We start from the raw sequence: 12,945 nt of genomic DNA, 5'->3' as shown, positions 1-12,945 counted from the left end.
TCGCATCGCTGTTGCGCTGCCGCTTCCGCGTTCACCCGGGATCGTCGCTCCCGCCAAGCTGGCGGTGCAGCCAGCGCTCGACGCGATGGCCGATCGTGAGCAGGATGAAAGCCAGTGCCATAGCGATCAGGACGATCTTCCACTGCCCGGCGCCACAGATAATGCCGAGACAGGCGGCGAGAAAGGTGCAGGCCGCGCTGGTCAGGCCGCGCACGCGGAAACGTTCGCTCTCGTGGACGATCACGCCCGCACCGAGGAAGCCGATTCCGGTCAGGATGCCCTGGATCACCCGGCTTGCGGCATCGGTGATCTTGCCGGGCTCGGCGAACTCGACTGCGAGCAGCACGACGGCTGCGGTGGAGAGCCCGACGATGCCGAGCGTCTTCAGGCCGATCGGCTTGCCGTGCAGGTCGCGATTCAGGCCGATCGCGCCGCCGGCGAGTGTCGCGGCGCCGAGGCGCAGCAGGATTTCGGGCCAGTCGAGCTCGGTCACGGCTTGTCGGTCATGTCTTGTTGTTGGTCATGTCTTGGGCAATCGTCCCATCAGGTAGAACTCGTCGTTCGGGCGCATGCCGGTGAAATTCGCCAGCCGGTTCGACAGCGCGAAGAAGGCGGAGATCGCGGCGATGTCCCAGACGTCGTCATCGCTGAAGCCGTGAGGCTGGAGTGCGGCGAAATCCTCCTCCGAAATGCGCTGCGCATCGGCCGAGACCTTCATCGCGAAATCGAGCATCGCCTTCTGCCGCGGCGTGATGTCGGCCTTGCGGTAGTTCACCGCGACCTGATCGGCGATCAGCGGGTTCTTGGCGCGGATGCGCAGGATCGCGCCATGCGCGATCACGCAATACTGGCACTGGTTGGCCGCCGAGGTTGCGACCACGATCATCTCGCGCTCGGCCTTGGTGAGGCCGCCGTCCTTTTCCATCAGCGCGTCGTGATAGGCGAAGAACGCGCGGAACTCGTCGGGGCGATAGGCCAGCGTCAAAAACACGTTCGGCACGAAGCCGCTCTTCTCCTGCACGGCAAGGAGCCGCGTGCGGATGTCGTCGGGCAATGCGTCGATGGCGGGAGCGGGGAAGCGTTGCGCGGGCTTTGTCATGGGTGCGGATTCCGGCCTGGGGCCGGCAACCATAGTCGATGCAGGCGGCCGCCTCAACGTGCCTGCTGCAATGCCAATTGAAGAAGCGGCGCTGTCGCCCTTGGGGACGAGCGCGGCCTTACCGCAGCGGCTTCTTCAGCAGCGAGAAACGGTCGGGATCGAGCCCCATCGAGGGTTGCAGCATCGGGGCTTCGAGGCTGGACGTTGCCTTGGTAGGCGGTGCCGCGAACACCGGGTCGTTCGGCACGTCGCGCTGCGAGGTGGCGCCGCGCCAGCGTTCGAGCACGGCGCTGACGAAATGCATGTCGTGACCCGAGGTGACGGACGGCACGCTCGAGATGGTGGCTTCGCCGCGCGGCAATTGGTGCGGCGGCACCTCCTTGAAGCGCAGCCGCGTCGGCAGCGCGACGCCTTCGCCGAATGCCAGCACTTCCCGGGTGCCGAGCGACGGCACGAAGGAGAGCAGGTTCGCGGCCGCGTCCGACACCGCGGCGCGCAGCAGCGCCTGGTCGCGGTCGTTGGCAAGACGCATCGTGAACAGCGTGTTGCACTGGGAGATGATGGTGGCGTCGAGCTCGGCCGGGCGCTGGGTGATGAGGCCGAGATAGACGCCGTATTTGCGGCCTTCCTTGGCGATGCGCGACACCGCCTTGCGGGTCGGCCCGAAGCCGATGTTGCGGTCGGCGGAGGCGTAGCGGTGCGCCTCTTCGCAGACGAACAGCAGCGGCGAGACGCCGTCGCTCCACAGGCCGAAGTCGAAGGCCATGCGGCACAGCACCGAGACGACGGAATCGATGACCTCGGCCGGGAAGCCGGCGAGCTGCATCACCGTCATCGGCTTGCCGTTGGCGGGCAGGCGGAACAGATGGCTGATCACCTCGGCCATGGTGTCGCCGCCGACATTGGCGTTGTCGAACATGAAGGCGTAGCGCGGGTCGTTGCGCACGGCCTCGATGCGCGAGATCAGCTTGTGATAGATGATGCGCGAGGAGCGGTTCTCGAGCTTGCCCATGCGCTCGTCGATCAGGGATAGCAAATCGACCAGGCGGTACGGCACCGGCGTGTCGACCGTGTAGCCGATTTGCTTGGGATCGATGCGCTTGAGACCGATGCGGTCGGCGTTCTGGTACTGGGTGTAGACGCCCTTGGCGAGCGGGATCACCTCGGCGAGGATGTCGAGCTCCTCGGGCACGCCGGCGCGGCCGCCGAACAGCACGTCGACGATTTCCTCGAAATTGAACAGCCAGAACGGCAGCTTCAGATTGCGCGGGTTGAGCACCAGCGCGCGGTCGCCGAAGCAGCGGCCATATTCGTTGTGCACGTCGAGCAGGAAGATGCGCAGGTTCGGCCGCGCCTTCAGGATCTCGTTGAGCAGCAGCGAGACGCCGGTCGATTTGCCGACGCCGGTCGAACCCAGAACCGCAAAATGCTTGGACAGCATTTCCTCGACGTCGACATAGGCGACGACTGAGCGGTCCTGCTGGAGGAAGCCGACATTGATCTGGTCCGACCCGGTCGGCGCATAGATCGTGCGCAGCTCCTGGCTGGTGATCAGGTCGACGGCATCGCCGATGGTCGGATAGTTGGTGACGCCGCGCTGGAATTTCGGCTTGTCGCTGGCGTTGAGGATCTCGCCGAGCAGGTCGACCGAGGCGATGGCGATGTAGTTGTCTGCGCTCGACAGGTTCTCGCAGGAGACCTCGGTGATCATCGCGACGATGACCGAGTTTCCGCAGCGGATACTGACGAAACGGCCGACGGTGGCCCGAACCTCCGAGATCGGCATCTGGCTTTCCGCCAAAAGCCCGACCCGGGCGAGCGATCCGCGAACCGAAATCACGCGTCCAAAGGATGTCACGATGAATGAACCTGGCAAGAGCAAGGGATTTGTTCCGGACTATGCGCGGCCGTCGCTGCACAAACGGTTAAGCGGCTGGCGCGGGCGCTGCGTTAAATCCCGGACAATTCTGCCGGGATATTTGTTCCCAATGCCCGGTTGCGAGCTGAAAGAGCCGAGAAATACTGCTTTTCCCGGCCGGCGGGGAGCGAGGCCGGGTTAAGGAAGGTTTTACCACGCGGGGAGTCCGTCCGCCGTTCGGGGATTGATTGTCATTTTCGGTGGCGCCGAGGTCGATCTGGCGGCGCCTTTTGATTTGTTGACGGGACCTAATCATTTGTACATTAGTACAAATGAAGTCGGCGGCCGCGGCGCCGCCCTGGGCGCATGAGCTTGTCGCAGCGCTGCGCCCGATTGCGCGACCCGGTCCAGCGGATCGCAGCCACGCCTGGAGGAAAGCATGCAACCGGAACCGATCCTCGATCTCGCCCATCTCGGCCACATGGAGCTCTTGACGCCCAAGCCCGATGAGAGCCTGAAATTCTTCGTCGACGTCATGGGCATGACCGTCAGCGGCCAGAAGGGCGAGTCGGTCTATCTGCGCGGCTGGGACGACTACGAGCGGTATTCCCTTAAGCTTACGGCGTCGAAGACGTCAGGCATGGAGCACATGGCGCTGCGCGCGCGCAGCCAGCAGGCGCTCGAGCGCCGCGTCGCCGCACTGAAGGGCTCCGGCTTCGACATCGGCTGGATCGACGGCGACATGGGGCAGGGGCCGACCTTCCGTTGCCGCGATCCCGATGGCCACATCGTCGAGCTCTATTACGAGACCGAATGGTATCAGGCACCGCCGGAGCTGAAGCCCGCGCTGAAGAACCAGGCGCAGCGCTTTCCCGCGCGCGGGGTCAACGTCCGCAGGCTCGATCATCTCAACTGTCTCGCCGTCGACATCAAGGCCAATCGCGAGTTCTTCGAAAACTATCTCGGTTGCCGTCTCACCGAGCAGATCGTGCTCAACGACGGCCGGGAAGCGGCGATGTGGCTGACGATGTCGAACAAGAGCTACGACTTCGCCTATTCGCTCGACCATTCAGGCGTGCCCGGCCGCTTCCACCACGTCACCTATGCGCTCGACAGCCGCGAGGAGATTTTGCGCGCTGCAGATATCTTCCTTGAGAATGGGGTGCACATCGAGACCGGCCCGCACAAGCACGCGATCCAGCAGACCTTCTTCCTCTATGTCTACGAACCAGGCGGCAACCGCGTCGAGGTGGCCAATGCCGGCGCGCGCCTCATCCTCGCCCCCGACTGGAAGCCGATCGTGTGGACCGAGGAAGAGCGCAAGAAAGGCCAGGCCTGGGGGCTGAAAACGATCGAGTCATTCCACACCCACGGCACGCCGCCGGTGGAGATCAAGAAGCACGGCTAGTGTTGTTCACACAGTGTCATTCCGGGCTCCCTCGCAATGCTCGGGCCCCAGAATGACGCTAGTGTGTTGAGGCCCGCACACGCGTGATCGTCTCGCGCACACCGGTCCACGCCGGCTTGTCGGGCGCGAACTGCTTGCGCAGGAAGGTGACGAGTTCCTCGACCTGCGTGTCGCTCATGCTGTTCCTGAACGCCGGCATGTAGCCGAGGTCGCTGGAGACGGGCTCGGTGATGCCGTGCAGGATCACCTGCACGAGATTGTCCGAACTGGCGCTGTGCAGATTGCTGTTGAGTGCGAGCGAGGGCCTGGTGCCGAATAGCGGCAGGCCGCCGACCTCGTGGCATACCGCACAGGCGCCCTGATAGAGCCGCGCGCCGGTGGAAGAGGCGACGGTGACTTGCGTTGCGCTTTCGAGTTTTGTCGCGAGCGCATCCTGTGCTTGGCGGTCGGTCGCGGTGTCGTTGAACGAGTTGAGGTAGACCGCCATCGCGCGGATGTCCTGATCGGGCAGGGCCTTGAGGTCCCGGACGATCGGCGCCATCGGGCCGGCGGCGACACCGTGATGGCGCGAATGGCCGGTGCGCAAGTAGGCGAAAAGCTCGTCCTCGCTCCACGGGACCGGCGCGTGCGAGAGCGAGGTCAGCGCCGGCGCCTCCCAGCCCTCGGCGAAACCGCCGGCGAGATAGGCCTCGCGCCGCTCGGCGCCGAGCGCATTGCGCGGCGAATGGCAGGCGCTGCAATGGCCGAGGCTCTCGACGAGGTAGGCGCCGCGATTCCATGCCTCGGACCTGGCAGGATCAGGCTTGAACTCGCGCCCTTCGTGGAACAGGGCATTCCATCCGGCCAGTAGCGGACGGAGATTGAAGGGGAAGCTGAGCGCATTCGCGGGCGCCGTCGCGCGCACCGCAGGCTGCGCCATCAGGTAGGCATAGAGGGCCTGAAGGTCGGCCTCGCTGGTCTTCGCATAGTGCGTGTAAGGGAAGGCGGGATAGAGCTGACGTCCGCCGCGATGCAGCCCGTCGCGCATCGCGCGCTCGAAGGCGGGATAGGACCAGGCGCCGATGCCGGTCTCGACATCGGGCGTGATGTTGGTCGCATAGATCGTGCCGAACGGGGTCTGAAGCGCGCGGCCGCCGGCGTTGAGCACGCCGCCGATCGTGGTGTGGCACTCCGCGCAATTGCCGAGCGCGGCGAGTTGCTGGCCGCGCGCGATGGTCGCGGCGGAATAGACTGATGCATCGGGGCGTGCGATCGGCGCGATCGCGCGGCCGGGCAGGAGGGCGGTGCCGATGCCGATTGCGGCAGTGCAGACGGCCGCGATCGTCGCGAAAATGCCGGCGCGTTTGGCGAACGGATTTTCCCAGATCCGCGACCGCTGCGGCGGAGCGGGAGCGGGCAGTGCCTGCGGCCTCGCCGGTGCATCGCCGTGCAGCCCCTTCAATATGCGCTCCGACGTAAACGGCGGCTCGCGAAAACGCACGCCGGTGGCATCGAAGATCGCATTGGCGATCGCGGCTGCGCTCGGCACCGAGGCGGACTCGCCGACGCCGAGCGGGGGCTGGTCCTGACGCGGCAGCATCAGCACGTCGATCTTGGGCACGTCGGGGAAGGGGATGATCGGATAGGCCCCCCATTCGCGCGCCGCCACGGTGCCGCGCTCGAACGAGACCTCCTCCATCAGCGCGCGGCTGGTGGACTGGATGACGTTGCCCTGGATCTGGTGGCGCACGCCGTCCGGATTGATCATCAAGCCGGAATCCTGCCCGGCGACGACGCGCGTCACGCTGACGTCGCCGGTCGACTTGTTCACGGCAACGTCGGCTATCCAGGCCGACCAGGCCGCGCCATAGCCCGGAAACTTGCTGTGGACGTAGAGCGCATAGGCAAAGCCGCGCCCGTGCACGACCTCGCCATCCTTCTCCTCACGCACCGGTCGCGGCGTCCAGCCCGCACGCTCGGCGACCGCATTGACGAGGTCGACCGCGCGCTGGTCCTTCAGGTAGCGCAGGCGGTATTCGATCGGATCGATGCCGGCCTCGGCCGCGGCCTCGTCGATATAGGACTCATGCGCAAAGGTGTTCGGCAACGCCGAGACGCCGCGGAACCAGGACGCGCGCACGATCGGCGGCATGTCGTGGGCGACGACACGCATGTGATCGTAATCGTAGGGCGGGATCGCGGTGCGGTCGCCCATCTGGAGCACGGCGGGCTCCGGCGAGATCCGCCCCGTCAGCAGCAGTGCCAGCGTCGGTGCGGCGTTCGAGGGGTAGCGCGTGGCGAGATCGTAAGCGGCGACGCCGCCGTCGGCGTCGAGGCCGCCATTGACGTCGATGAGCTGCGCGGTGCCTTTGGGCTCCCAGGCGTGCTCCTGCTCGCGCGTCAGCTGCACGCGCACCGGACGGCCAACGGCGCGCGAGAGCAGCAGTGCGTCGGCGGTGACGTCGTCGGCGCAGTTGCGGCCGTAGCAGCCGGCGGCCTCCAGCCTGATGACGTCGATCTCGCTCTCGGGACGCTCGATCAGCAGCGCCAGGTCGGTGCGCAGCAGGTGCGGATTCTGCGTGCCGGACCAGACGCGGATATTGCCGTCCTGGAAGTCGGCGACGGCGCAGGAGGGACCGATCGAGGCGTGCATCTGGTACGGCCAGACGTAGGTGCGCTGCATCGGCTTGGCCGCGCCTGATATCGCCGCATCGACGTTGCCCTTGTCGATCAGCGTGCGCGGCGTCGAAGGATTGGCGCGCAGTGCCGTCTCGACATCTGCGAGATCGGTGAGAGCAGGCGTTGGCTTCCAGCTCACGTTGAGCTGCTCTGCCGCGCGGATCGCGTTCTCCTCGCGCTCGGCGACCACGCCGACGAAATCGCCGATACGCACGACGGCGATGATGCCGGGAATGTCGCGGACCGAGGTTTCGTCGACCGCGATCAGGCTGGTGCCGACGAACGGGCCGGCATCGACGCCGGCATAGGGTGGGCGCACCACGCGGCCGTGCAGCATGCCGGGCACGCGGACGTCGTGCACGAAGGTCAGTTCGCCGGTGGTCTTGGCCGGCAGATCGACGCGCGGCACCGAGTGGCCGACGACGGCGTAATCGCCGACCGCCTTGACCGCGACGTCGTCGGCGAGCTCGAGGCGGATGGTCTCGCCGCCAATCAGCTCGCCATAGCTGATGCTGCGGTTGTCGTGCCCGCGCACGAGGCCGTCCTCGATCCTCAATTCGGAGGCCGGCAGCTCCAGCCGCTCGGCCGCGCGCGCGATCAGGACCTGTCGCGCTTGCGCCGCGGCCTTGCGCAGGGGGACGGCGGTGATCTGGATGGTTTCGCTGGCAATCGTCGCGCCCTGGTTCGGCACCAATGCGGTGTCACCGAGCACGACGACGACGCGGGCAAAGGACACATCCAGCTCTTCGGCGACGATCTGGCCGAGCGCAGTGCGAATGCCGGTGCCGAGATCGACATGGCCGTTATAGGCCGTGACCGAACCGTCCGCGGTGATGCGGACGAAGGTCTCCGATGTGACCTCGTCCACGGTGCGGACGACGACGAGCGAACCGGATGGCCGCTCAGCTTCGTTCGAGACGGGGGAGGCCATCAATCAGCAGCCTCGGTGAGCTGGCCCGATGCGCGCATCACCGCGCGCAGGATCTCGACATGCGTGCCGCAGCGGCAGAGATTGTAGCGCAATGCCGCAAGTGCCTCCTGTTCGGTCGGTCGCGGATTGATCGCGAGCAGCGCCTTGGTCGTTATGATCATGCCGTTGAGGCAGTAGCCGCATTGCGCGGCCTGCTCGTCGATGAAGGCCTGCTGCACCACATCGGGCGCCTCGCGGGTGCCAAGCCCTTCGAGCGTCACGATGTCGCGGCCGGCGCAGCCGCTCACGGGAAACACGCAGGAACGTGCTGCGGCGCCGTCGATCAGGACAGTGCAGGTGCCGCATTCGCCGAGGCCGCAACCGTATTTCGGGCCGTTCAGAGCGAGGTCGTTGCGCAGCACGTAGAGCAGCGGCGTGTCTCCCGCCGCAGTGATCTCGTGGATCCTGCCGTTCACGGTGAGGCGGATCGGTGTCTGCGTCATCCTCGTTCCCAAGCCCGCGTAAAAATCGACGTCGTGACGATACCGTTTGTACACAAACGTGCAAGCCGTGCATGCCGCACTGCAGCGCAGCTGCCTTCTTTGTGGACAGAGCGGATAGGCAAATGAGGTTTTATGCGGCAGGCGCATCTTTTGCGCCGCACCGCCGCTTGACAGCTATCGGGACCGCGCGCAACATCGTTCGTATACGAATGATAACCGCGGTGTCCGCCGGCTCTGACATGGTGATGGAAACAACGAGCGCTGCCATCGACAAGATCCGCTGCGATGCTTGTCCGGTGATGTGCTACATCAAGCCGGGCGCGGCGGGCGCCTGCGATCGCTATGCCAATCACGACGGCAAGCTCGTTCGCGTCGATCCGCATGTGATCCTGGAACGCACCGTCTCGCACGGCGGCAAGCTCGTTCCGTTCAGCCGCACCGAAGACTGGGATGGCAAGATCGTCCACGAGCCCTCCACCTTCGTCACCGCGATCGGCGCGGGCACGACCTATCCCGACTACAAGCCGGCGCCGTTCATCGTCTCCGCGGAGGTCGACGGCATCGACATGGTGACCGTGGTTACCGAGGGCATCTTCTCCTATTGCGGCATCAAGGTGAAGATCGATACCGACCGCTATCTCGGCCCTGAAACCGCGACCGTCCGCGCGCAAGGCGAGGCGGTCGGGCATGTCACCACCAGCGAATACGGCTCGCAGATGCTGTCGCTCGGCGGCGTGCATCATCTGACCGGGGGCTCCAAGAAGGAGGGCCGCGTCACCTGCGACACGCTGATGGATCTCGCCAATTGCAAGGCCGTGGAGCTGACCATCGACGGCGGCGCCAGCGTGGTGGTCCAGGCCGGCCAGCCGCCGACCGTCAACGGCGTCAGGGAAGAGCGTATGCGCGTCGGCTGTGGCTCGGCGACCATCGGCATGTTCGCCAAGCAATGGCACGGCAAGGTCGACGAGGTCGTCGTGGTCGACGACCACATCACCGGTGTGCTCAGCGAGCACCAGGCCGGCAAGCTGCTCGACATTGCCGACACCGGCATCAAGATGAAGGGCCGGCGTTCGACGCCCGGCCGCTATTTCCAGGTCGCCGACCCCGGCACGGGGTGGGGCGGCACCAACATCTCCGATCCGCTTGCGATCCTCGGGCCGTTCGATGCCAAGGAAGCAAAACCCGGTCTGACCATGCTGATGGTCTCCACCACCGGCGAGCATGCCTCTTACTACGTGCTCGACGAGGCCTTGAAGCCGGTCGAGACCGAGATGCCGGCCGACCTCAAATTTTCGGTTGAGCGCATCCAGGAGAATTGCGAGCCGGCGTTGTGCACGGTGCTGTTCATGGCCGGCGCCGGCGGCTCGCTGCGCGCGGGCGTCACCGACAATCCGGTGCGGCTGACGCGTTCGGTGAAGGACGCACTGACGCGGGTCACCAGCGGCGGCGCCCCGGTCTATGTCTGGCCCGGCGGCGGCATCACCTACATGGTCGATGTGACGCAGATGCCGGCGGGCGCGTTCGGCTATGTGCCGACACCGGCGCTGGTCGCGCCGATCGAGTTCACGATGAAGCTGTCGGACTATGCTGCGCTGGGCGGCCACATGGATTATGTGAGGCCGCTCGCCGAAGTGCAGGGCGGTGACGACGTCCGCCAGTTGCCCTGGCAGAACCCGATTCCGGGACCTCGGGCATGACGAGGCTCCCGCAAATCGCATTGCTGTCTGATGGCCGGCGGCTGCATTTGCAGGATGGACCGATTGATTTGATCGTCGAGGCGAGGGGGCGCGCGGACGCAGTGCGTGCGGCCTATGAGGCCGCGGCGCGGCGGTTCGCCGGGTTGCTCGACGAGCTCTGCACGGAACTGCCGGAACTGCGGACAGCTGCTGAGAAGCGAGCCGCGCTGAATGGCGTCGTGGCGCGGCGGATGCATGCCGCTGTCGTGCCTTATGCTTCAGACTGCTTCATCACGCCGATGGCCGCTGTGGCCGGCAGCGTTGCGGAGGAGATCCTCGGCGCGATGCTCGGCGCTGCGGCGCTTGATCAGGCGTATGTCAACAATGGCGGCGACATCGCGCTTCATCTCGGCGAAGGTGAGCATTTCTCGGTCGGCCTGATGGACCGGCCCGATCGTCACGGGGTGATGCGCACGATGAGGATCGCTTCGGACGACCCCGTGCGCGGGATCGCGACCAGCGGACGGCACGGCCGCAGCTTTTCGCTCGGCATCGCTGACGCGGTGACGGTGCTGGCGGCAACAGCGTCGCAGGCCGATGCGGCGGCGACGATCATCGCCAATGCCGTCGATCTGCCGGGCCATCCGGCCGTCATCCGCAAGCCTGCGAACGAGCTTCAGCCTGACAGCGATCTCGGCGCGCGTCTTGTCACCCGCGATGTCGGCGAACTGTCGCAGACCGAGATTGCGGCCGCGCTCGAATCTGGCGCGGAATGTGCAAGAAAATTGTTCGATCGCGGATTGATCGAGGGTGCCGTGCTGCAGCTTTGTGGTGATATGCTTGTCATCGGACCGAAAGATATTGAACGGCAAGAAGCGCGCCCGCTCACGCTGGAGAACGCGGTTCATGCCTGAACAGGGAAGTGCCCAAGGGAAGCAAACATGAGCGCGATCATCCGCAAGATCGTCACCGTCGTCGAAGAGACGCAGATGGAGATGGGTCGCCAGGTTTCGCCGCCGACCCGGCGGGCCGCGGCAATCGCCGTGATCGAGAATCCCTTTGCCGGAAAATATGTCGAGGACCTTTCACCGCTGATCGCGATCGGTGAGGAGCTCGGCGAACTCCTGTCGAAGCGCGCAGTGGCCGCGCTCGGCATCGATGGCGCGAAGGCGCAGAGCTATGGCAAGGCGGCTGCCGTCGGCGAGAACGGCGAGCTGGAGCACGCCGCCGCCATCCTTCACCCGAAGATGGGCGCGCCGGTGCGTAAAGTCCTGAGCAAGGGCGCGGCGCTGATCCCGTCGTCGAAGAAGCGCAGCGGACCGGGCACGACGCTCGACATTCCGCTCGGCCACAAGGATGCGGCCTTCGTGCGCAGCCATTTCGACGGCATGGAGGTGCAGATCAACGACGCGCCGCGCGCCAACGAGATCATGGTTGCGGTTGCCGTCACCGACAGCGGCCGTCCGCTGCCGCGCGTCGGCGGCCTGACGGTTGCGGAGATCAAGGGCGAAGACGGCCTGAGGTAGAGAATGATCCGGGGAAGCGGGCACAGGTTCTCCGGCAAGATCATACTGACGACGTAGAGAGTTCAAACTGGAGGTTGGGATGCGAGCAAGGAACATTTTTGTCGGCGCGGCCTTCGCGCTTCTGGCTGGCGGCATGGCCCATTCGGCCGTGGCGCAGGATATCAAGATCGGCGAGATCAACAGCTATTCGCTGCTGCCGGCATTCACCGAACCCTATCGCAAGGGCTGGCAGCTCGCGGTCGAAGAGATCAACGCGGCCGGCGGCATCAACGGCAAGAAGCTCGTCGTCATCTCCAAGGACGACGGCGGCAAGCCTGCGGACGCACAGACTGCGGCGAACGAGCTCGTCTCGAGCGAGGGCGTTGCGATGCTCGCCGGCACATTCCTGTCGAACATCGGCCTTGCCGTCAGCGACTTCGCCAACCAAAAGAAGGTGTTCTTCCTCGCGGCCGAGCCGCTGACTGACGCCATCACCTGGTCCAAGGGCAACAAATACACCTTCCGCCTGCGTCCCTCCAACTACATGCAGGCGGCGATGCTGGTGGAAGCGGCCAGCAAGTTGCCGGCAAAACGCTGGGCGACGATCGCGCCGAACTATGAATACGGCCAGTCGGCGGTCGCGGTGTTCAAGAAGCTGATGTCGGAGAAGCGCCCGGACATCCAGTGGGTCGACGAGCAGTGGCCGCCGCAGGGCAAGATCGACGCGGGCCCGGTGGTGCAGGCGGTTGCCGCCGCCAATCCCGAAGCGATCCTCAACGTCACCTTCGGCGCCGACCTCGTCAAGCTCGTGCGCGAAGGCAACACCCGCGGCCTGTTCAAGGGACGCGAGGTCGTCTCGTTCCTGACCGGCGAGCCGGAATATCTCGATCCGCTCAAGGACGAGACGCCCGAGGGCTGGATCGTCACCGGCTATCCCTGGTACTCGATCAAGACCCCCGAGCATGACGCGTTCCTCAAGGCCTATCAGGCCAAATACAACGACTATCCGCGCCTCGGCTCGATCGTCGGCTACCAGACCATCAAGTCGGCGGCGGCAATCCTGGCCAAGGCCGGCTCGACCGATCCGGAGAAGCTGATCGCCGCGGCGGAGGGGCTGTCGATGCCCTCGCCGTTTGGCGAGATCACCTTCCGCAAGATCGACCATCAGTCGACGCTCGGTGCCTATGTCGGCAAGACCGCGCTGAAGGACGGCAAGGGCGTGATGGTGGACTCGTCCTACAAGAAGGGCGCGGACTACCTGCCGAGCGATGCGGAAGTCGACAAGCTGCGCCCGAAGGATTGATCCTTCTTTATCTCTCCCTCTCCCC

The 12,945-nt window shown here is 65.5% G+C and carries 10 protein-coding genes; 5 read left to right on the top strand and 5 right to left on the bottom strand.

Features of this window, described 5'->3' with window-relative positions:
* Window positions 1-31: 31 nt before the first annotated feature.
* The 3 genes from GPL20_RS28570 to GPL20_RS28560 form a co-directional block, all read right to left on the bottom strand.
* Window positions 32-493, bottom strand: a complete 462-nt coding sequence (locus GPL20_RS28570; RefSeq protein WP_254125199.1) for an MgtC/SapB family protein — start codon at window positions 491-493, stop codon at window positions 32-34.
* Between the two features lie 27 nt (window positions 494-520).
* Window positions 521-1,099 (bottom strand): peroxidase-related enzyme, encoded by a 579-nt coding sequence (locus tag GPL20_RS28565; RefSeq protein WP_157333930.1) that lies wholly within the window; start codon window positions 1,097-1,099, stop codon window positions 521-523.
* A gap of 118 nt (window positions 1,100-1,217) precedes the next feature.
* A complete protein-coding gene (locus GPL20_RS28560) occupies window positions 1,218-2,957 on the bottom strand; it encodes an ATP-binding protein (RefSeq protein ID WP_254125201.1) in 1,740 nt (579 codons plus the stop codon).
* A gap of 439 nt (window positions 2,958-3,396) precedes the next feature.
* On the opposite strand from GPL20_RS28560, the gene GPL20_RS28555 reads away from it, so the two are divergent.
* Complete coding sequence (locus GPL20_RS28555) at window positions 3,397-4,365, top strand: catechol 2,3-dioxygenase (protein WP_157333926.1); 969 nt, start codon at window positions 3,397-3,399, stop codon at window positions 4,363-4,365.
* Between the two features lie 58 nt (window positions 4,366-4,423).
* On the opposite strand, the gene GPL20_RS28550 is transcribed toward GPL20_RS28555, so the two are convergent.
* Window positions 4,424-7,954, bottom strand: a complete 3,531-nt coding sequence (locus tag GPL20_RS28550) for a molybdopterin cofactor-binding domain-containing protein (RefSeq protein ID WP_157333924.1) — start codon at window positions 7,952-7,954, stop codon at window positions 4,424-4,426.
* Window positions 7,954-8,436 carry a (2Fe-2S)-binding protein gene (locus GPL20_RS28545; protein WP_157333923.1) on the bottom strand — a complete coding sequence of 161 codons (483 nt, stop codon included), beginning with the start codon at window positions 8,434-8,436 and terminating at the stop codon, window positions 7,954-7,956. Before GPL20_RS28545 ends, GPL20_RS28550 begins: the two co-directional genes overlap by 1 nt.
* A 239-nt stretch (window positions 8,437-8,675) precedes the next feature.
* On the opposite strand from GPL20_RS28545, the gene GPL20_RS28540 reads away from it, so the two are divergent.
* From GPL20_RS28540 to GPL20_RS28525, 4 genes are all read left to right on the top strand, one after another.
* Window positions 8,676-10,133, top strand: a complete 1,458-nt coding sequence (locus GPL20_RS28540) for a 6-hydroxynicotinate reductase (RefSeq protein ID WP_167533267.1) — start codon at window positions 8,676-8,678, stop codon at window positions 10,131-10,133.
* The gene (locus tag GPL20_RS28535) at window positions 10,130-11,026 is read left to right on the top strand and encodes a UPF0280 family protein (RefSeq protein ID WP_157333919.1); all 897 of its coding nucleotides are present in this window, start codon (window positions 10,130-10,132) and stop codon (window positions 11,024-11,026) included. Before GPL20_RS28540 ends, GPL20_RS28535 begins: the two co-directional genes overlap by 4 nt.
* Before the next feature lie 27 nt (window positions 11,027-11,053).
* On the top strand, window positions 11,054-11,638 hold the full coding sequence (locus tag GPL20_RS28530; protein WP_084803796.1) for an amino acid synthesis family protein: 585 nt from the start codon (window positions 11,054-11,056) through the stop codon (window positions 11,636-11,638).
* Window positions 11,639-11,717: 79 nt separating this feature from the next.
* On the top strand, window positions 11,718-12,920 hold the full coding sequence (locus GPL20_RS28525) for an ABC transporter substrate-binding protein (protein WP_157333917.1): 1,203 nt from the start codon (window positions 11,718-11,720) through the stop codon (window positions 12,918-12,920).
* Window positions 12,921-12,945 lie beyond the last annotated feature (25 nt).

The sequence above is a fragment of the Bradyrhizobium cajani genome (assembly GCF_009759665.1).
GTDB lineage: Bacteria > Pseudomonadota > Alphaproteobacteria > Rhizobiales > Xanthobacteraceae > Bradyrhizobium > Bradyrhizobium cajani.
This window is presented reverse-complemented; position numbering and strand designations above follow the sequence as displayed.